Source organism: Nonomuraea guangzhouensis, from assembly GCF_019396345.1.
Taxonomy (GTDB): domain Bacteria; phylum Actinomycetota; class Actinomycetes; order Streptosporangiales; family Streptosporangiaceae; genus Nonomuraea; species Nonomuraea guangzhouensis.
The window spans coordinates 56,617-76,251 of record NZ_JAHKRM010000008.1; the positions used below are offsets into that span (position 1 = coordinate 56,617).

The 19,635-nt window shown below is 71.0% G+C and carries 20 protein-coding genes; 16 read left to right on the top strand and 4 right to left on the bottom strand.

Annotated elements, in window-relative coordinates:
- Both KME78_RS17470 and KME78_RS17475 read left to right on the top strand, forming a co-directional pair.
- The gene (locus KME78_RS17470; protein ID WP_219530131.1) at nt 1–1,011 is read left to right on the top strand and encodes an NAD(P)H-dependent glycerol-3-phosphate dehydrogenase; all 1,011 of its coding nucleotides are present in this window, start codon (nt 1–3) and stop codon (nt 1,009–1,011) included.
- Nucleotides 1,012–1,069: 58 nt separating this feature from the next.
- Complete coding sequence (locus tag KME78_RS17475; RefSeq protein ID WP_219530133.1) at nt 1,070–2,164, top strand: D-alanine--D-alanine ligase family protein; 1,095 nt, start codon at nt 1,070–1,072, stop codon at nt 2,162–2,164.
- Here KME78_RS17475 and KME78_RS17480 read toward each other — a convergent pair.
- Nucleotides 2,147–2,578 (bottom strand): DUF3515 domain-containing protein, encoded by a 432-nt coding sequence (locus KME78_RS17480; RefSeq protein ID WP_219530135.1) that lies wholly within the window; start codon nt 2,576–2,578, stop codon nt 2,147–2,149. The two genes, KME78_RS17475 and KME78_RS17480, sit on opposite strands and share 18 nt — an antisense overlap.
- Before the next feature lie 14 nt (nt 2,579–2,592).
- Nucleotides 2,593–2,826, bottom strand: a complete 234-nt coding sequence (locus KME78_RS17485) for an Lrp/AsnC family transcriptional regulator (protein WP_219530137.1) — start codon at nt 2,824–2,826, stop codon at nt 2,593–2,595.
- Nucleotides 2,827–2,873: 47 nt separating this feature from the next.
- Between KME78_RS17485 and KME78_RS17490 the strand changes: the two genes are divergently transcribed.
- The gene (locus tag KME78_RS17490) at nt 2,874–3,866 is read left to right on the top strand and encodes a thiamine-phosphate kinase (protein ID WP_219530139.1); all 993 of its coding nucleotides are present in this window, start codon (nt 2,874–2,876) and stop codon (nt 3,864–3,866) included.
- A 345-nt stretch (nt 3,867–4,211) separates the two neighbouring features.
- Here KME78_RS17490 and KME78_RS17495 read toward each other — a convergent pair whose 3' ends face one another.
- On the bottom strand, nt 4,212–4,439 hold the full coding sequence (locus KME78_RS17495) for a hypothetical protein (protein WP_219530141.1): 228 nt from the start codon (nt 4,437–4,439) through the stop codon (nt 4,212–4,214).
- Nucleotides 4,440–4,545: 106 nt separating this feature from the next.
- On the opposite strand from KME78_RS17495, the gene KME78_RS17500 reads away from it, so the two are divergent.
- A complete protein-coding gene (locus KME78_RS17500; protein WP_219530143.1) occupies nt 4,546–5,754 on the top strand; it encodes a flagellar basal body-associated FliL family protein in 1,209 nt (402 codons plus the stop codon).
- Between the two features lie 16 nt (nt 5,755–5,770).
- Nucleotides 5,771–6,574: a bifunctional hydroxymethylpyrimidine kinase/phosphomethylpyrimidine kinase gene (gene thiD / locus KME78_RS17505; RefSeq protein WP_219530145.1), complete on the top strand. Its 804-nt coding sequence runs from the start codon at nt 5,771–5,773 to the stop codon at nt 6,572–6,574.
- A gap of 76 nt (nt 6,575–6,650) precedes the next feature.
- On the opposite strand, the gene rpmB is transcribed toward thiD, so the two are convergent.
- Entirely contained in the window at nt 6,651–6,836 is a 186-nt protein-coding gene (gene rpmB, locus KME78_RS17510) for a 50S ribosomal protein L28 (RefSeq protein ID WP_049556934.1), read from the bottom strand.
- A 200-nt stretch (nt 6,837–7,036) separates the two neighbouring features.
- Between rpmB and KME78_RS17515 the strand changes: the two genes are divergently transcribed.
- The 11 genes from KME78_RS17515 (at nt 7,037) to smc (ending at nt 19,625) form a co-directional block, all read left to right on the top strand.
- Nucleotides 7,037–8,581 (top strand): DAK2 domain-containing protein, encoded by a 1,545-nt coding sequence (locus tag KME78_RS17515; protein ID WP_219530147.1) that lies wholly within the window; start codon nt 7,037–7,039, stop codon nt 8,579–8,581.
- Nucleotides 8,582–8,615: 34 nt separating this feature from the next.
- A complete protein-coding gene (recG, locus tag KME78_RS17520; protein WP_219530149.1) occupies nt 8,616–10,796 on the top strand; it encodes an ATP-dependent DNA helicase RecG in 2,181 nt (726 codons plus the stop codon).
- Between the two features lie 397 nt (nt 10,797–11,193).
- Complete coding sequence (gene rsmD, locus KME78_RS17525) at nt 11,194–11,760, top strand: 16S rRNA (guanine(966)-N(2))-methyltransferase RsmD (protein ID WP_219530150.1); 567 nt, start codon at nt 11,194–11,196, stop codon at nt 11,758–11,760.
- A 15-nt stretch (nt 11,761–11,775) separates the two neighbouring features.
- Nucleotides 11,776–12,252: a pantetheine-phosphate adenylyltransferase gene (gene coaD / locus KME78_RS17530; protein ID WP_219530151.1), complete on the top strand. Its 477-nt coding sequence runs from the start codon at nt 11,776–11,778 to the stop codon at nt 12,250–12,252.
- Nucleotides 12,253–12,322: 70 nt separating this feature from the next.
- On the top strand, nt 12,323–12,874 hold the full coding sequence (locus tag KME78_RS17535) for a YceD family protein (RefSeq protein WP_219530152.1): 552 nt from the start codon (nt 12,323–12,325) through the stop codon (nt 12,872–12,874).
- 1 nt (nt 12,875) lies between these two features.
- Nucleotides 12,876–13,055 carry a 50S ribosomal protein L32 gene (rpmF, locus tag KME78_RS17540; protein ID WP_033409409.1) on the top strand — a complete coding sequence of 60 codons (180 nt, stop codon included), beginning with the start codon at nt 12,876–12,878 and terminating at the stop codon, nt 13,053–13,055.
- 238 nt (nt 13,056–13,293) lie between these two features.
- On the top strand, nt 13,294–14,013 hold the full coding sequence (gene rnc, locus KME78_RS17545; protein ID WP_308127029.1) for a ribonuclease III: 720 nt from the start codon (nt 13,294–13,296) through the stop codon (nt 14,011–14,013).
- Nucleotides 14,014–14,859: a bifunctional DNA-formamidopyrimidine glycosylase/DNA-(apurinic or apyrimidinic site) lyase gene (mutM, locus tag KME78_RS17550; protein ID WP_219530153.1), complete on the top strand. Its 846-nt coding sequence runs from the start codon at nt 14,014–14,016 to the stop codon at nt 14,857–14,859.
- 214 nt (nt 14,860–15,073) lie between these two features.
- A complete protein-coding gene (locus tag KME78_RS17555; RefSeq protein WP_219530425.1) occupies nt 15,074–15,349 on the top strand; it encodes an acylphosphatase in 276 nt (91 codons plus the stop codon).
- A gap of 191 nt (nt 15,350–15,540) precedes the next feature.
- Nucleotides 15,541–15,735, top strand: coding sequence for a hypothetical protein (locus KME78_RS64345; RefSeq protein ID WP_090938435.1), 195 nt, complete (start codon nt 15,541–15,543; stop codon nt 15,733–15,735).
- A 179-nt stretch (nt 15,736–15,914) separates the two neighbouring features.
- Nucleotides 15,915–19,625: a chromosome segregation protein SMC gene (smc, locus tag KME78_RS17560; RefSeq protein ID WP_219530426.1), complete on the top strand. Its 3,711-nt coding sequence runs from the start codon at nt 15,915–15,917 to the stop codon at nt 19,623–19,625.
- Nucleotides 19,626–19,635 lie beyond the last annotated feature (10 nt).

The window sequence follows — 19,635 nt, forward strand, 5'->3', positions numbered from 1 at the left end:
ATGACGAAGGTGGCCGTGTTCGGCACCGGTTCGTGGGGCACCACGTTCGCGATGATCCTGGCCGAGGCCGGCAGCAGGACCGTGCTGTGGGGGCGCCGGCCGGAGCTGGTCGCGGCGATCGAGCGCAGCCACACCAACCTCGACTACCTGCCCGGTGTGGCGCTGCCGCCCTCGCTGCGCGCGACGACCGACCCGGCCGAGGCCCTTGACGGCGCCGACTTCGTGGTGCTCGCCGTGCCGTCCCAGTCGCTGCGGCCCAACCTGGCCGCCTGGCGCGAGCACATCCCGCGCGACGCGGTCCTGGTCAGCCTGATGAAGGGCATCGAGCTCGGCACGACCAAGCGGATGAGCGAGGTCATCCGCGAGGTGGCGGGGGTGTCCGAGGACCGGGTCGCCGTCGTCTCGGGCCCCAACCTGGCCAAGGAGATCGCCCAGCGCCAGCCCGCCGCCACCGTCGTGGCCAGCGCGGACGAGGGCGTCGCCGCGCGGCTGCAGGACGTCTGCCACCTGCCGCCGTGGTTCCGCCCCTACACCAACACCGACGTGGTCGGCGTCGAGCTGGGCGGCGCGGTCAAGAACGTGATCGCGCTGGCCGTCGGCGTGGCCGCGGGCATGGGGATGGGCGACAACGTCGGCGCCATGCTGATGACCAGGGGACTGGCCGAGATCTCCCGGCTGGGCGCGGCACTGGGGGCCGACCCGCACACCTTCGCCGGACTGGCCGGGATGGGCGACCTGGTGGCCACCTGCACCTCGCCGCTGTCGCGCAACCGCACGTTCGGCGAGAACCTGGGCCGCGGCATGACGCTCGCCGAGGTCATCGCCGCCACCAAGCAGACCGCCGAGGGCGTCAAGTCCTGCGAGTCCGTGCTCGAACTGGCCAGGAAGCACGACGTGGAGATGCCGATCACCGAGGTAGTCGTGGGCGTGGTGCATGACGGCATGTCGCCGAGCGAGGCGGGGATGCTGCTCATGTCCCGCTCGCCCAAGCCCGAGCGCTACGGCGTTTGAGCACATGACCGCGCGCTTGACTCGCTGTCCTGGGTACGCGCCGGTAGATTCGGACCTCATGAGCAAGCCACGCGTCGCCGTCGTTTTCGGAGGTCGCAATTCCGAGCATGCCGTATCCCTCATGGGAGCCGGCAGCGTGCTGGAGGCGATCGACAGGAGCAAGTACGAGGTGATCCCCATCGGGATCGCCCAGGACGGCAGGTGGGTGCTGGCCGCGGCAGACCAGCGGTTCGCCATCGAGGCCGGCGAGCTGCCCGCCGTCGACACCACCGGCGCGGCCCTGGCGCTGCCGTCCGGCGACGCCTCACTGGTGGCTTACGACCCGGGCAGCATCCCCGTCGAGCTGGGCGCCGTCGACGTGGTCTTCCCCGTCATGCACGGCCCGTTCGCCGAGGACGGCACGATCCAGGGCCTGCTGGAGATGGCCGGGGTCCGCTACGTCGGCTCCGGCGTGCTGGCCAGCGCGGTGGGCATGGACAAGGCCCACATGAAGACGGTCATGGCGGCCGCCGGGCTGCCGATCGGGCGCTATGTGGTGGTGCGCGAGCGTGACTGGCGGCTCGACCGGGACCGGGTGCTGAAGGAGGCCGAGGGGCTCGGCTGGCCGGTGTTCGTCAAGCCGGCCAGGGCCGGGTCGTCGCAGGGCATCTCCAAGGCGCACGACCGGGGCTCGCTGGAGCGGGCCGTCGAGTTCGCCCGCGAGCACGATCCCAAGGTGCTCATCGAGGCCGCCATCGAGGGGCGCGAGATCGAGTGCGCGGTGCTCGAATCGCTCGGCGACGAGCCCGCGATCGCGTCGACGCCCGGCGAGGTCACGGTCCAGGGCGGTCAGGAGTTCTTCGACTTCGAGGCCAAGTACTACCCCGACCAGATGTCGCTCACCGTGCCCGCCGACCTGCCGGAGGCGGTGGCCGAGGAGCTGCGGGCGATGGCCGTGCGCGCGTTCGAGGCGCTCGACTGCGAGGGGCTGTCGCGGGTCGACTTCTTCTACACGCCCGAGGGAGAGCTGGTCTTCAACGAGATCAACACCATGCCCGGGTTCACCTCGTTGTCGGTGGCGCCGCAGCTGTGGGCCGCTTCGGGGCTGTCCTACCCGGCGCTGGTCGACCGGCTCATCCAGCTCGCGCTGAACCGGTCACCCGGACTGCGCTGACATCTTGCCGATCGGCCCCGACAGGTCCGCGAGGACCGAAGGGGCCTCGTGCGTGCCCGCGATCGTGACCTCGACATAGGCGGGGTCCGCGATCGCGGTGTACAGCGTCGGCCGGTCGGGGTCGGCGAACCAGCCCACGCCGTCGATCTCCTGCAGCGTGTCGGTCGGCGCCATCCGCGCGGGGCGCGGCACACCGCACCGAAGCGCGATCTCCGCCTCCCCCCAGACCGCCACGTACGGCGACGCCGGCGTGGACTCACCGCGTGCGGCGCCGTCGAGTGTCTTGGGCAGCCGCCCGGCCAGGCTCACGCAGGCCGCCGCCGCCTCGGCCGCCGGCGTGGGCGGCTCCACTCGCACGGCACCGCCGCACCCGGCGAGGGTCAGCAGGGCGAGCAGGACAGTGGTGCGGCGCATGAAATAGATTTACCTCAGATGTGCACGATCGGGCACGTCAGAGTGCGTGTGATGCCCTCCACGGCCTGAATCTGGGCGACCACCAGCTTGCCCAGTTCGTCGACGTTGTTGGCCTCCGCGCGCACGATCACGTCGTAGGGGCCGGTGACGTCCTCCGCCTGTGTGACTCCCGGGATGCCGGAAATCTCGAGGGCCACGCTCGCGGCCTTGCCGACCTCGGTCTGAATAAGGATGTAGGCCTGCACCATTACGTCCTCCCGGGCGATTCGATCACGCCGAAGGGCCACCGTACCCTGTGTGCGTCAGGAGGTGCGTCATCACAGTCGGAGATCTCGGCGAATTCGGAGCGGTGTCTCGTATTTCTGGACGATTGCCGCAAGGTGCGACGGTGCTGCTCGGTCCCGGCGACGACGCGGCGATGGTCAGTGCGCCCGACGGACGCGTAGTGGTGTCTACGGATCTGCTACTCGAGGGTAGGCACTTTCGCCGCGATTGGTCCAGCGGGTACGACGTAGGGCGTAAAGCCGCAGCTCAGAACCTTGCCGACGTGGCTGCCATGGGGGCCGTGCCGACCTCCATCGTGGTCGGCCTGGGGATGCCTCCGGACCTGCCCGTCGAGTGGCTCGACGCGCTCGCCGACGGGTTCCGCGAGGAGTGCGCGGTGGTGGGGGCGAGCGTCGTGGGCGGCGACATCGCGCGCAGCGAGCTGGTCGTCATCGGGGTGACCGCGCTCGGCGACCTGGGCGGCCGGAGGCCGGTGACCCGGTCGGGCGCGCGGCCGGGGCAGGTGGTGGCCGTGGCCGGGCGTCTCGGGTACGCCGCCGCGGGGCTGGCGCTGCTGGAGTCCGGGTGGGCGGCTTCGGAGGGGATGCCTCTCTCCCGGCCGCAGGAGGCGCTCTGGGAGGCCGTGGCCGCGCATCGGCGCCCGTGCCCGCCCTACGCCGCGGGACCCGAGGCGGCGGAGCTGGGGGCCGCCGCGATGCTCGACGTGAGTGACGGGCTGCTCCAGGACCTCGGGCACATCGCGGCGGCCAGTGGCGTGCGCGTCGAGCTGGACCCGGCGGCGTTCGTCGTGGGGGAGCCGGTGGCGGCGGCGGCCAAGGAGCTGGGGGCCGATCCGCTGGACTGGATCCTCGGTGGGGGCGAGGATCACGCGCTCGCGGCGGTCTTCCCCGCCGAGGTGGCGCTCCCGCTTTCGTGGCGGATCGTGGGAGACGTCGTCGCAGGTCAGGGCGTGGTCGTCCGAGGTCGCGAAACTGGCCATGCCGGATGGGATCACTTTGCGTGACATTACGCCGCGATTTGTGTAAGGTTTGGCGGATTTGGGGTGTGACTACCGGGAATGCTGGGACAAAGCCGTAGTAAAGGTGTTATGAAGATTGGCGGCCACTGTAACCGGCAGAAAGGGCAGCCATATGGGCCGCCACGGCACAGGTGGATCCGACGACGAGGATGATTGGGGGGACGAGGGCTCCGACGACATTCAGTTGGACCTCAGGTCCACCACCGACCCCGCCGCGAGGTGGGCCGCCGTCCCGGATCCGACCGCCAAGAGCGCCTTCTGGGGCCCGGACGAGCAAGGTGCCGAGCCGCCAGGCTGGCCCTCGCCGCCGGACCAGGTCGAGGTGACGGGTCAGTGGGCACCGATGCCGAAACGGGAAGGCGGACCGGCCCCGGCCGGACCGGCTCCTGACGCACGCCCTGACCCGTTCGAGACGACGGGCGCGTTCGCGCCGCCGCCGCGGTCGAAGGCCGCGGGCAGGCCTCCGGAGTCGTCCGCCGAACCCCCGAGCGCGTTCACGCGCCCGGAAGGCGCCGCAAGCAGCTTCACCCGGCCCGAGGGGGCTCCGGTTGCGTTCATGCGCCCGGAAGACTCCTTCACGCGGCCCGCAGGGCCCCCTGGGGGGCCGGGCGCGTTCCCGGAAGGGCCGACCGAGACTACGGGCGCCTTCCTACCCCCCGAAGGCGTGTTCAACCAACCGCAGCAACCTCCAGCGGGCGGGCCGAACCGCCAGGAGGGGCCGTTCGAGACGACCGGCGCCTTCACGCGTCCGCAGTGGGACGTCCCCGGCCCCGCCGGGGAGCCTTCCTCGAACGAGACGCGGGACTTCAACGAGCCGTTCGGCGCCACCCAGGTCTTCGGCTCCAACGAGGCGTTCGGGCCGCCGCCGAACGAGCCGCCCGCGCCGGGCGACATCAAGGTGTACGGCGCGCCGACCATGGTCGACGCGCCCACGCCCGCCTGGGCGGACAGCGGTGACAACGCCGACAACGGCTTCCTCGGCTCGGGCTGGTCGTCGGACGAGCCGATCGACGAGCCGGAGCCGCGCAGGCGCCGTGGCCGCAAGAAGCCGCCCGCCGACCCCGACGTGCTCGCCGCACCACCCAGTGGCGGGCGGGGCAAGGTGGCGCTGCTCTCGGTCGCCGCCGTGGCCGTCGTCCTGGGCGGCACCGTCGCCGGCGTCAAGTTCATGAGCTCCTCGGACGACCCGGCCAAGTGCTCCGGCACCACCTGCGCGGCCGTACAGGTCTCCAACCAGCCCGGCCCGAAAGTCACCGAGTCCGCCCCGGAGGAGGAGCCCACGGAGGAGCCCTCCGACGAGCCGACCAAGAAGGAGAGCAAGCCCGCCGACACCCCGAGGCCGTCGGCCACGGTCAACGTGCGTACGCCGCGCCGTAGCGCCTCACCGACACCGACGCCGACCAAGACGAAGACGAAGGATCCGGTCCGGCCCACGAGAGAGCCGGTCGCGACGAGCCCCACGGAGAGCCCCACAGAGGAGCCGACCGAGGAGTCCACGACGATCAACGACCCCAACACGGGCGCTCCCGTGGATCCCCAGTCCTCCGTCACGGCCAACCCCCTAGCCGGCGGCCAGTCGGTGAGCCTGAACTTCGACGTGGTCAACCAGGGGCTCGTGGGGTACACCGCGCACCTGGACGTCGTCAACGCCTCCGCGGAGGCGCTGCCGGCGCTCACGGTCTCCCTGCCCATCCGTGGCCGGGTGCTGGACGTGAAGGGCGCCGGGTGGACCCAGGACGGCGATCAGCTGATCATCGATCTGTCCCAGTCGCTCGACACGGGCGGCTCCACCCAGCTGACGATCTCGGCCACGGGCCGCGGCGCCGCACCGGCGAACTGCGGCCTGGTCGGTGGGGAGTGCGCCGTCAACTAATCGGCCAGGTGGTTGGATGGGCGATATGACGGTTACGACCCCTCCACGCGTGCTGACCGTCGCCGGATCCGACTCCGGCGGCGGCGCGGGCATCCAGGCCGACCTCAAGACCATGCTCGCCCTGGGCGTCCACGGCATGAGCGTCATCGCCGCGGTGACCGCCCAGAACTCGCTGGGCGTCCAGGGCTACTGGGAGCTGCCGCCCGAGGCCGTACGGGCGCAGCTCGACTCGGTGCTCGGCGACATCGGCGCGCAGTCGGTCAAGACCGGCATGCTGGCCTCGCCGGGACTGGTCGAAGTCGTGGCGGAGGCGCTCGGCGCGTACCCGGCGCCGGTGGTGGTCGATCCGGTAGGCGTGTCCAAGCACGGAGACCCGCTGCTGGCGCCCGAGGCCGTCGATACGGTCAGGACGCGGTTGCTGCCGGTCGCCACCGTCGTGACGCCCAACCTGTGGGAGGTCGAGCAGCTCACCTCGGTCAAGGTCGAGGACGAGCACGGCCTGCGCCGCGCCGCGGACGCCATCCTGGAGCTGGGCCCCACCTGGGCCCTGATCAAGGGTGGCCACCTGCCCGGCGAGCCCGTGGACCTGCTCACGGACGGCACGAGCGAGTATCGCTTCTCCGCCCCGCGCCTGGACAACCGGCACACGCACGGCACGGGCTGCACGCTCGCCTCGGCGATCGCCGCCCGCCTCGCGCTGGGGGACGACGTGCCGACGGCGGTGGGCAAGGCGAAGGAGTATGTGACGGGCGCCATCGCCCGTGGCTTCCCGCTCGGCGACGGCATCGGCCCGGTCGACCACGCCTGGCGCTGGCGCTGAGTTCGCGCGCCCCGGACATGGCGAAAGCCCGCCGCTCGGAATCGAGCAGGCGGGCTTTGGCGAAAGTCGGAACCGGCTAGCGGGTGACCTTGCCGGCCTTGATGCACGAGGTGCACACGTTGAGCTTCTTCGGCGTGCCGCCGATGACCGCGCGGACCGTCTGAATGTTGGGGTTCCAACGACGACGGGTGCGGCGGTGCGAGTGGGACACGTTGTTGCCGAAGGTCGGCCCCTTGCGGCAGACATCGCAGACGGAAGCCACGGTATCGCTCCTTAAAACAGTCGATGTAGCCCTGTCCGCTTGATGCTTTCCGGGCGAAGGGCATGCCGGGACAACCGGCCAGCCAGACGAGAATATCCGATCCGCACCACTGGGCGCGAACCCGAGCACTAGACGAGCCCAAATGCGGCGATATCCTCCTGCATGAACGGTAGCGCATGCTGGGAGGTCGGAGCGCGCAGATGGAGGTTCTCGACCCGCCCGCCGTACGCCGCTGGGCCCGCCTGGCCACCGACGCGCTGGGCGGCGCCAGGGCGGAGATCGACGCGCTCAACGTGTTCCCGGTCGCCGACGGCGACACCGGCACCAACCTGCACCTGACCATGCTCTCCGCGGCCGAGGCGGTCGAGGCGCTGCCCGAGGACGTGGACGCCGCGGTGATGTGGCAGACGCTCTCGTACGGCGCGCTGATCGGCGCCCGGGGCAACTCGGGGGTCATCGTCAGCCAGGCGCTGCGCGGGCTCGCGGAGGTGCTGAAGGACGGCTCCGACCTGCGCGCCGGGCTGCTGCGGGCGGCCGGCCTGGCCAGGGAGGCCGTGGCCAGGCCGGTCGAGGGCACGGTGCTGAGCGTGCTGGAGGCCGCGGCGCGGGCCGTACAGGAGGTGACGGGAGACCTCGCGGCGGTCGCGCGGCGGGCGGCCGGGGCGGCGCGCGCGGCGCTGCGGCGCACGCCCGAGCAGCTCGACGTGCTGGCCCGCAGCGGCGTCGTGGACGCGGGCGGCGCCGGGCTCGCGATCATCCTGGAGTCGCTCGAACGGGTGATCACCGACTCCCACAGCGACCGCTACGACGTGCCCGCGCCGACCGCGCGGATCTCGCCGATGACCGAGGTGGGCGCCGGCTACGAGGTGATGTACCTGCTCGACGCCGACGACGACGCGGTGGCCAAGCTGCGCGCGGAGCTCGACGCGATGGGCGACTCGCTCGTGGTGGTCGGCGGCGGGGGCCTGTGGAACGTCCACGTCCATGTCGGCGAGGCCGGTCCCGCGGTCGAGGCGGGGCTGCGCGCGGGCCGGCCGCACCGGATCAGGATCACCTACCTGGCCGAGCGTACGCACCGAGCCAGCGCGGGCAGGGGAGTGGTGTCGGTCGCGGCGGGCGACGGGATCGCGGCGCTGTTCGAGGAGTGCGGCGCGGTGGTGGTGCGCCGCGAGCCCGGTACGCGGCCCACGCTGCCCGCGATGCTGGCCGCCATCCGGGAGGCGGGCAGCGAGGTGGCGGTGCTGCCGAACGACGAGGGCGCCGGGGCGGTGGCGACAGCCGCGGCCGAGATCGCCCGTGAGGACGGCGTCGTGGTCAGCGTGCTGCCCACCAGGGCGACCGTGCAGGGGCTGGCCGCGCTGGCCGTGCACGATCCGCTGCGCCGCTTCGACGACGACGTGGTGGCCATGACCGACGCGGCCGGGCACACGCGCCACGGCCACCTGGTGGTGGCCGACCGCGAGGCGGTCACGAGCGCGGGCGTGTGCCGTCCCGGCGACGTGCTCGGGCTGATCGACGGCGACGTGTCGGTGATCGGCGAGACGCTGGAGGACGTGGCCACGCTCGTCGTGGACCGGATGGTGGCGGGCGGCGGCGAACTGGTCACCCTGGTCACGGGCGCCGACGCGCCGGTACGGCTGGCCGGGCACGTCGAAGCGCACCTCGCGGCCGGCAGGCCCGACGTGGACCTGGTCGTCTACGACGGAGAACAGGGCGGTTACCCGCTGCTCATCGGTGTCGAATGATTCCTGTCGGCCGCAAGCGGTAGAACATAGTGCCGTGAGCCGTTTCGACGAGCCCCTGACGAAAGCGCTCGACCCCAAGACCGCCAAGCTGCTGCACAGCGTGCTCGGCCTGGAGACGGTCGGCGACCTGCTGCGCCACTACCCACGCCGTTACGCCGAGCGCGGGGAGCTGACCTCGCTCGACGCGCTGGAGGTCGACGAGCACGTCACCGTGGTGGGCGAGGTCACCAGGCTGATGCGCAAGCCCATGCGCAACCGGGGTGGCACCTGGCTGGAGGCCGAGGTCGTCGACGGCGGGCGCAACAAGATCTACCTGGCGTTCTTCGGCAAGGGCTCGCACGTGGCCGAGTCGCGGCTCAAGCCGGGGCGGCGCGGCATGTTCGCCGGGAAGGTGGGCATGTTCGGGTCCAGGACCAACCCGCGCTGGCAGCTGTCGCATCCGGAGTTCGAGCTGTTCGAGGAGGGTGAGGCGAGCGCGGAGGACTTCGCGGCGGCGCCCGTTCCCATCTATCCGGCGGGCAAGGATCTGACGCCGTGGGCGATCAGGCGGGCGATCGGCGTGGTCCTCGACACGCTCGGGCCCCTCGACGACCCGCTGCCCGCCTCGCTGCGGGCCCGTCGCGGGCTGGAGGAGCTGGGCGAGGCGCTGGTGGCCATCCACCGGCCGAAGGACTTCGCCGACATGCAGCGGGCGCGCAAGCGGCTGAAGTTCGACGAGGCGTTCGTCCTGCAGGCCGTGCTGCTGCAGCGCAGGCAGGCGGCGACCGCGTGGCCCGCCAGGCCGCGCCCCCGGCGCGCCGACGGCCTGCTGGCCGACTTCGACGGGCGGCTGCCGTTCACGCTGACCGAGGGGCAGGCGCTCGTCGGCGAGGAGATCGCCGCCGACCTGGCGCTGGAGCACCCCATGCACCGGCTGCTGCAGGGCGAGGTGGGCGCGGGCAAGACCGTGGTGGCGCTGCGCGCGATGCTGCAGGTGGTCGACGCGGGCGGCCAGGCCGTCCTGCTGGCGCCCACCGAGGTGCTGGCCCAGCAGCACCACCGCTCGATCAGGGGCATGCTGGGCGATCTCGCGCAGGGCGGCATGTTCGGCGGCACGGCCGTCACCCTGCTCACCGGCTCCATGGGCGCCGCCGCGCGCAGGTCCGCGCTGCTCGACGCCGCGTCCGGCACCGCGGGCATCGTCGTGGGCACGCACGCCCTGCTGCAGGAGCACGTCCAGTTCGCCGACCTGGGGCTGGTCGTGGTCGACGAGCAGCACCGGTTCGGCGTGGAGCAGCGTGACGCGCTGCGCGAGAAGGCCGGCGGCGGCCGGCCGCACGTGCTGGTCATGACCGCCACCCCGATCCCGCGCACGGTCGCGATGACGGTCTTCGGCGACCTGGAGGTCTCGACGCTGTCGCAGCTGCCCTCGGGCCGGGCGCCCATCACCACCCACGTCGTGCCCGCCGCCGAGAAGCCGCACTTCCTGGAGCGCACCTGGGAGCGGGTCCGAGAGGAGGTGGCACTTGGGAGACAGGCCTACATCGTCTGTCCCCGCATCGGCGATCTGGAGGGCGACGAGGGGGACCTGGAGGCGCCGCCGCCGTCCGACGAGGAGCGGCGCCCGCCGCTGGCCGTCCTCGACGTGGCCGAGCTGCTCTCGGGGGGCCCCTTCCACGATCTCCGGCTGGGCGTCCTGCACGGCAAGCTCCCGCCGGAGGAGAAGGACGCGATCATGCGTGGCTTCACCCGCGGCGAGCTCGATGTCCTCGTCGCCACCACGGTCATCGAGGTCGGCGTGGACGTGCCCAACGCCTCAGTCATGATCATCATGGACGCCGACCGCTTCGGCGTCTCCCAGCTCCACCAACTCCGCGGCAGAGTGGGCCGCGGCGGCCTGCCCGGCCTCTGTCTCCTGATCTCCGACTTCCCCGAGGGCACCCCCGCCCGCGCCCGCCTGTCGGCAGTGGCCGCGACCCTGGACGGCTTCGAGCTGTCCCGCGTCGACCTGGAACAACGCCGCGAGGGCGACGTCCTGGGCGCGGCTCAGTCGGGCAAGCGCTCGTCCTTGAAGCTGCTCCAACTCCTTCGCGACGAGGACGTCATAGAGACAGCGAGAGAAGACGCTTCGGCCCTCTTGGCAGACGACCCAGGACTGACCTCGAACGACGCGTTGCGCGCGGAGATAGATCGCCTACTGGCGGACGAAAAAGCGGAGTACTTGGAGAAGACCTGAGTCCACGGAATCCGAGTAAGGATCGCACGTAACGGCGCCCGGCCATGTGCGGGCTCAGCGGCCGTTTTCCTGGAGGCCCTCAGCCACGTATGGCGGGTGGCGGCCAACCCGGCCGTGCCGTAAAAACAGGAAAAGCCCTTGATGTTGAAAAGCCCAGCCGCGGGGACGGCCTCCCCCCGAATGCCGTCCCCGGCTGGGCCCACCCTCGGGTCAGGTGCCGAGGGAACCGGCGTGCGGAAGGGCTCACGATCACGCCGGTCGGCCTTCAACTGGGTCACCTTGAAGGCCGCAGGACCCATCATGCGAGACCCTCCCCGCGATGGGAATCACCCTTGCGTACTCGAGGCCGACACTTGTCCACTCTTGACCTGCGCGGACATGCGGGACAATGGCCCGCATGACTCGGATCATCGCGGGGAGCGCGGGTGGCAGGCGGCTGGCCGTGCCGCCGGGGCGCGGGACGAGGCCGACCAGTGACAGGGCCCGAGAAGGGATCTTCTTGACCCTCGACTCCCTGTACGGGCTGGAAGGGGCCCGGGTGATCGATCTGTACGCGGGCTCGGGGGCCGTCGGGCTGGAGGCGCTGTCCCGGGGGGCGGACTGCGCGGTGCTCGTGGAGTCCGACCCGAAGGCGGTCCGGACGATCAGGGCGAACGTCGAGGCCCTGGCGCTGGACGGGGCCCGGGTGGTGGCCGACAAGGTGGAGCGGTTCCTGGCCAAGCCCGAGGACGGTGGATACGGGATAGTTTTCGCGGATCCGCCCTATGCCGTCACCGACAGTGAGGTCACACGCGTCCTGGAGTCCCTGCGCGACAACGGCTGGTTGGCCGAGGGGGCTTTGGTGGCGTTCGAGCGGGAAAGCAGGGGAAAGTCCCTCGTGTGGCCTGAAGGCTACGTTGAGGAGAGGGTCCGTCGCTACGGCGAAGCGTCCGTTTGGTACGGTCGCGCCGCCGGGAACCCGTAGACCTGGGGAGGCGTCTTGCGCCGCGTTGTCTGCCCGGGGTCGTTCGACCCCATCACCAACGGTCACCTCGACATCATCGGCCGGGCCGCCCGGCTGTATGACGAGGTGACCGTGGCAGTGCTCATCAACCTCGAGAAGAGTGGCCTGTTCACGGTCGACGAGCGGATCGAGGTCCTGCACACCGTGACCAAGGAGTACGCGAACGTCAAGGTCCAGAAGTTCCATGGCCTGCTCGTGGACTTCTGCAAGCAGAACGACATCCCCGCGATCGTCAAGGGGATCAGGGTGGTCAGCGACTTCGACTACGAACTGCAGATGGCGCAGCTCAACTACCGGCTGTCCGGGGTTGAGACGCTGTTCATGCCGACGAATCCCGAATACTCCTTCCTGTCCTCCAGCCGGGTCAAGGAGATCGCCCGATACGGTGGTGACGTGTCCGGACTGGTGCCTGACCTGGTCCACGAGCTCCTCATCGAGCGGCTCAGGAGCTGATGCCGACCTGCTATCCTTTCATTTCGGCCTTGTACGACGGCGATAATTTCGCCATGCCTAGCGAGAGCAGATGACTCAGCACCTCGACCCCCGCTCCCCTTGGGTGATCTCCACTCACGACCTGGGTAGGCGACCGGGATCGATGAAGCGGATGACCCTGTCCCTCCCGGCACCGGTGGATCTCGGCGTCAACATGATCGGCGTCCCCAAGGACGCCGAAGTCGAGCTGGATCTCCGGCTCGAAGCAGTGATGGAAGGCGTGCTCGTCTCGGGCACGGCGCAGGCCCCGCTCGCCGGGGAGTGCGTGCGGTGCCTGGACCCGGTCACCTCGGAGATCGAGGTCGACCTGCAGGAGCTGTTCTTCTACTCCGACGAGGACGCCTCGGAGGAGGATTCGCTGCTCGACGGCGAGCTGCTCGACCTCGAGCCGACGTTCCGCGACGCGGCGGTGCTCGCACTGCCGCTGAGTCCCGTCTGCGGCGAAGACTGCGCGGGTCTCTGCACGGAATGCGGGGTCAAGCTGGCCGAGGCCGGCGACGATCACCGGCACGAGAAGATCGACGCCCGATGGGCGTCGTTGCAAGGTCTGGTTACCGAGAACGATAACGATCAGGAGAAGTGACGTGGCCGTCCCGAAGCGAAAGATGTCGCGGAGCAACACCCGCGCCCGTCGCTCCCAGTGGAAGACGACTGCTGTCGCCCTGGTGAGCTGCCCGCAGTGCCGTTCGCCGAAGCAGCCGCACATCGCGTGCCCGACCTGCGGCACCTACAACCGCCGTCAGGTGATCGAGCCGTCCGCCTGATCGCACCACCTGGTGAGCGGACCGTGACCGCTCAAAGGGTTGACGCACTGCCGACCGGGTGCCATGGTGCCCCGGTCGGCGTTACCGTCTGACGCGTGCGGTGGCGGTTCGCCCGCGGCCGTGGTGGACGCCGGGGTCAGTCCCCCCGACGCCCACCACGTTTTCGGGCATCTTCCGCAGCCGTCGCGCCTTGTGAAGATGTCCGAGGAGGAAGCACGTGGGCGCAGGTCCTAAGCCGGTGGCCGTCGAGGTCGCCAGAGAAGAGCTGGAGCGGGTGCTGCTGGTCGGCCTCGGTGCCGACATCCTGGAGCGGGCGCTGACCCACCGCTCCTACGCGTACGAGAACGGCGGCCTGCCCACCAACGAGCGCCTGGAGTTCCTCGGCGACTCGGTGCTCGGCCTCGTCGTGACCGACACCCTCTACCGCAACCACCCCGACCTGCCCGAAGGCCAGCTGGCCAAGCTGCGGGCCGCGGTGGTCAACATGCGTGCCCTGGCCGACGTGGCCCGCACGCTCGGACTGGGCCGGTTCCTGCGGCTCGGCCGGGGCGAGGAGGGCACGGGCGGCCGCGACAAGTCGTCGATCCTGGCCGACACGCTGGAGGCGCTGATCGGCGCCGTCTACGTCGACAAGGGCCTGGACGAGGCCTTCCGGGTCGTGCACCTGCTGTTCGACCCGCTGATCGTCCGCTCGGCGTCGCTGGGCGCCGGCCTCGACTGGAAGACCTCGTTGCAGGAGCTCACCGCCTCCGAGGCCCTCGGCGTGCCCGAATACCACGTCGAGGAGAGCGGTCCCGACCACGCCAAGTCCTTCACCGCCGAGGTGCGCGTGGGCGGCGAGTCCTACGGCTCGGGCACCGGACGCAGCAAGAAGGAGGCCGAGCAGCAGGCGGCCGAGGCGGCGTGGACCCGCATCAGGGCCCGTCGTGAGCAGCGCGAGAGCCAGCCGGCGGGATAGGTGCCAGAGCTTCCGGAGGTCGAGGTCGTCCGCCGCGGCCTCGCCGAATGGGTGGCCGGCCGGGAGATCGCCTCGGCCGAAGTGCTCCATCCCCGTGCCACCAGACGCCACGTGCCGGGCGCGGAGGAGTTCTCCGCGCGCCTGAGAGACCGCACGGTGCTCTCGGCGGAGCGTCGCGGCAAATACCTGTGGCTGCCGCTCTCGGGCGACGAGGAGGCGCTTCTGGCCCATCTGGGCATGAGTGGCCAGTTGCTCATCGTGCCGCCCGACTCGCCGCTGGAGAAGCATCTGCGAGTACGGCTCAGGTTCGCCGACGGCGGCTCCGATCTCCGCTTCGTGGACCAGCGAACGTTCGGCCACGTCATGCTGAGCCCCCTGGTCGAGGGCATTCCCGCGCCCATCGCGCACATCGCCCCCGATCCGTTCGAGAAGTCGTTCGACGCCGACGCGTTCGCGACGAACCTCCGCAAGAAGAAGACCGAGATCAAACGGGCCCTGCTCGACCAGTCGTTGATCAGCGGAGTCGGCAACATCTACGCCGACGAGGCCCTCTGGCTGGCCAAACTCCACTGGGCGCGACCCACCCAGACCCTCACCCGCCCCAAGATCGCCGAGCTCCTGGCCGCCGTCCGCCAGGTCATGGCCGCCGCCCTCGTGCAGGGCGGGACGTCCTTCGACAGCCTCTACGTCAACGTCAACGGAGAGAGCGGCTACTTCGACCGCTCTCTGGAGGTCTACGGCAGACGCGACCAGCCCTGCTCCCGCTGCGGCACCCCGATCAGGCGCGACCCGTTCATGAACCGCTCGTCCTACAGCTGCCCGACCTGCCAGCGCAAGCCCCGCTGAGCGAGTTCGAAGAAGACGGTCAAGAGCGCGCACGTAGCGGCGCCCGGCCGTCTCCACCGCAGGAGCGTGCCCCTGGACAGGCCCCGGCCCGTGCGGCGGGTGGGGCCCACCGGGCCGGCCGTAATGGATGGTCTGGAGAATGAGGTACGGCGTCCAGTCCGCCACGCCGGGAGCCCCGTGCGGCGGTCACGGAGTCGCAAAAGAAAAAGGGGAGATCCCAATGGTGAGGCTGACGGTGTGGGTGAGGGGGAGGGTGCAGGGCGTGGGCTTCCGATGGTGGACCCGCGCGCGAGCGCTGGAGCTCGGGCTCACGGGCTGGGCGAGGAACACGCCCGACGGCCGGGTGGAAGTCGTGATGGAAGGCTCCGAGGAGGCCTGCGTCAAGCTCCTGGGGCTGCTCAGAGGTTGCGACACGCCGGGCAGAGTTGATGGAGTGGTAGAACGTTGGAGCGAAGCCCGAGGTAGTTTGGGTGGGTTTGTTGAGCGGTGAGAGGTTTCGTTTAACCGCCCAAATAGGGTATAGTTGTATGTCGGGAGTGCCCGGGGGACGGTCTACGCGGTTGGTTCGACTTGACCGCCCACACTGCCGGTGCGACTCTTGTTAGGTACCACGCGCACCCCTCCCGCGGAATAAGAAGTGCGCGAACCAGTCTGGTCACTCAGCGTGGAGGACCCTTTACCATGGCGAAGGCTCTACTCGGCCACGTCGGCGGTCCTGACCCTCGAATGGTCTCGGAGATGCGCCGTCTGCAACAGCGGATCCGGGATTTGGAGGCAGAACTCATCCGACTCCAGGCCACGAATGACGCTCTTGCGGCGCAAACCCGCGACGAGGCGCTCAGCCGTATGCAAGAGCGCGAGCCGGCACTCACCTAAGGGTGCCGGAGCGCACGACCCAGGGACGTCTCGAAGAGGCGTCCCTTGTTATTTTGCGGATATTCGGCGAACTTTATCCCTCCTTTGCCCAATCGGCGCGGCCCGGACTGCACACGCCCTCACGGGGCAGTGAACACCAGTAGTCTTTTCCGAGTCGGTCCAGGGAGAGGGGGATGGTCTTGTACCTGAAGACCCTCACCCTGCGCGGCTTCAAGTCGTTCGCCTCCGCGACCGCCCTGCGTTTCGAGCCCGGCATCACCTGCGTGGTGGGCCCCAACGGCTCCGGCAAGTCCAACGTCGTCGACGCCCTGGCCTGGGTCATGGGCGAGCACAGCGCCAAGTCGCTGCGCGGCGGCAAGATGGAGGACGTCATCTTCGCCGGCACCTCCTCCAGGCCGCCGCTCGGCCGGGCCGAGGTGACGCTGACCATCGACAACTCCGACGGCGCGCTGCCGATCGACTACACCGAGGTCACGATCAGCCGCCTGATGTTCCGGTCGGGCCAGAGCGAATACGCCATCAACGGCGACACCTGCCGCCTGCTCGACATCCAGGAGCTGCTGTCCGACTCGGGCATCGGCCGCGAGATGCACGTCATCGTCGGCCAGGGCCAGCTCGACGCCGTGCTGCACGCGGGGCCCGAAGACCGGCGCGCGTTCATCGAAGAGGCCGCGGGCGTGCTCAAGCACCGCAAGCGCAAGGAGAAGGCGCTGCGCAAGCTCGACGCGATGCAGGCCAACCTCACCCGCGTCCAGGACCTCGCCACCGAGCTGCGCCGCCAGCTCAAGCCGCTCGGCCGCCAGGCGGAGATCGCCCGCAAGGCCGCCGTCATCCAGGCGGACCTGCGCGACGCCCGGCTGCGCCTGCTCGCCGACGATGTGTGCGTCCTGCGCGTGACCCTGGAGCGGGAGGCGGCCGACGAGGCGGCGATCCTGGCCCGGCGCACCAGGGTGGAGTCCGACCTGGCCGAGGGCCAGCAGCGTGAGGCCGCCCTGGAGACGGCCGAGGCGGAGGCCCAGCCCCGGCTGACCGCCGCCCAGGAGACCTACTTCCGGCTCTCCTCCCTGCGCGAACGCATCACCGGCCTCGAACAACTGGCCGCCGAGCGGCACCGGCACGCGCTCGACGCGGCCGCCATCGAGCGGCGCGGGCGCGATCCGGAGGAGCTCGAACGCGAGGCGGCCGAGGTCCGCGAGCACGAGCTGATCCTCCAGGCCGAGCTGGAGCACGCCCAGGACCTGCTGGAAGAGGCGGTCCAGCGGCGCGCCGAGGCCGAGGCCGAGCTGAGCGCCGAGGAGCAGCGGCTCGCCATGGCCTCCCGGGCCGCCGCCGACCGGCGCGAGGGCCTGGCCAGACTGCGCGGCCAGGTCGATTCCGTACGCAGCAGGGCGCGCGCCGCCGAGGACGAGATCGGCCGCCTCACCCGCGCCGTGACCGAGGCCGCCGGGCGGGAGCGCCAGGCCCGCGAAGACCTGGAGTCGCGGCGGCTGGAGGAGCCCGCCGTCGATCCCGCGCTGGCCGCGGAGCTGGCCGCCGCCCAGGCGCTGGTCGACGAGGCGAAGGCGGCGGCCGACGAGGCCCGCGCCGCCGTCGAGCAGGCCAAGTCGGCGCTCGACGCGCCGCGAGCCGCCCTCCAGGCCGCCCGATCGGGCATCGGCACGGCTCGCGCCACCGACCAGAAGGCCCAGCAGACGGTGGCCGCTCTCCGGGCCCGCTGCGAGGCCCTGGAGCTCGGCCTGGCCAAGGGCGACGGCGGCGCGGCCCTCCTCGAGACCGACCTGGCCGGGGTGCTCGGCCCTCTGGCGGCGTCGATGCAGGTCACCACGGGCGCCGAGCCGGCCGTCGCGGCCGTGCTCGGGCCCATCGCCGACGCCATCGCCGTCAAGACGGTGGACACCGCGCTCGCCGCGCTCGAACTGCTCCGGGTCAAGGAGGCGGGCCAGGCGACGCTCCTGGTGGCGCACTCCAACGGACACGCCGCGGTGGCGGGTCCCGACGGGCAGGCCGTGGATCGGGTTCGGGGGGCGGCGCCGCAGGGGAGTCGGTGGGTCGCGGCGCTGGTGACGGTGCCCGAGCATCTCAGGGCCGCCGTGGACCACGTCCTGGCCGACGTCGTCGTCGTGGACGATCTCGGTGCCGCCCGTGCGATCGTGGACAGCCATCCCGAGCTGCGTGCCGTGACCAGGGGCGGCGACCTCGTCGGTGCCCATCTGGCCAGCGGCGGCTCCGAGGGCGGCACCTCCGTGCTGCAGGTGCGGGCGGCGCTCGACGACGCCGTCGCGGACCTGGAGGAGGCCGAGGGCCGGGCCGAGGAGACCGCCGAAGCCCTCGACGAGGCCGCCGCCGCCGAGCAGGCCGCGCAGCTGGCCCTGGAGTCGGCCCAGACCCACGTCAACGAGGCGCAGTCCGCCGCGGGCACCGCCCAGGCCGGGGTCAACACCGCCCAGAGCGCGCTCGACCAGGTCAGGGCCAGGCAGCGCGAGGCCGACCAGCGCAACGCCGCGGCGGCCAAGCGGCTGGCCCAGCTCGAGGCCGCCGCCGACGCCGCCCGCGACGAGGCCCAGCGCCTCGCCAAGAACGTCACGACGGCCGAGGAGTCCCGCGCCGAGGGCCTGGAGGAGCTGGCCGAGCTGGAGATCCGGCTGGCCGAGGCCGAATACGCGCAGGAGCTGGAGACCGAGCCGACCACCGAGCTCCGCGACGACCTCGCGGGCACCTGCCAGGTCGCCAGGCAGCGCGAGATGGAGACCCGCCTGCAAGTCCGCACCGCCGAGGAGCGGGTCAAGGGCATCGAGGGCCGGGCCGACGGCCTGGTCAGGGCCGCCCAGCGCGAGCGCCAGGAGCGCGCCCAGGCCGCCGCCCAGCGGGCCAGGCGCCGCCAGCAGGCGACGGTGGCCGAGGCCGTGAGCAGCGGCGCCAAGCAGGTGCTCAGGGCCCTGGGGACGTCCATCCAGCGCGCCGCCCGCGAACGCGACGAGGCCGACCTGGCCCGAGTCGCGATCGACGCCGAGCTCAAGCAGGTCCGCCTGCACGTACGCGAGCTCGGCCAGGAGCTCGACAGGCTGGTCAACCGGGTCCACGGCAGCGAGGTCGCCCGCACCGAGCAGCGCCTCCGCCTCGAACAGCTTCAGCAGCGCGCCCTGGAGGAGTTCGGCGTCGAGCAGGAGTCCCTGATCTCCGAGTACGGCCCGGAGGCCCCGGTCCCCGGCGACCCGCCCACCCCCTACGTACGCGAGGAGCAGGAGAAGCGCGCCAAGATCGCCGAGAAGCAGATGAACCAGCTCGGCAAGGTCAACCCGCTCGCCCTGGAGGAGTTCGCGGCGCTGGAGGAGCGGCACGCCTTCCTCAACTCGCAGCTCGAAGACCTCAAGAAGACCCGGCGTGACCTCATGCTGGTGGTCAAGGAGGTCGACGAACGGGTGGAGCAGATGTTCACCTCGGCCTACGAGGACGTGGCGCGGGAGTTCGAGCAGATCTTCACGCGGGTGTTCCCCGGCGGCGACGGTCGTCTGGTGCTGACCGAGCCCACCGACATGCTGACCACCGGCATCGAGGTCGAGGCCAGGCCGCCCGGCAAGAAGGTCAAGCGGCTGTCGCTGCTGTCGGGCGGTGAGCGGTCGCTGACCGCGGTGGCGTTCCTGATCTCCATCTTCAAGGCGCGGCCCTCCCCGTTCTACGTGATGGACGAGGTCGAAGCGGCCCTCGACGACACCAACACGCAGCGTCTGCTGAGACTTTTCGAAGAGCTGCGGGAGAGTTCGCAGCTGATCGTCATCACCCACAACAAGCGGACGATGGAGATCGCCGACGCCCTCTACGGCGTGTCGATGCGCGGCGACGGCGTCACTCAGGTGGTCAGCCAGCGGCTCCGGGAGCGCGAGTCCGCCTGACCCCGTCCCG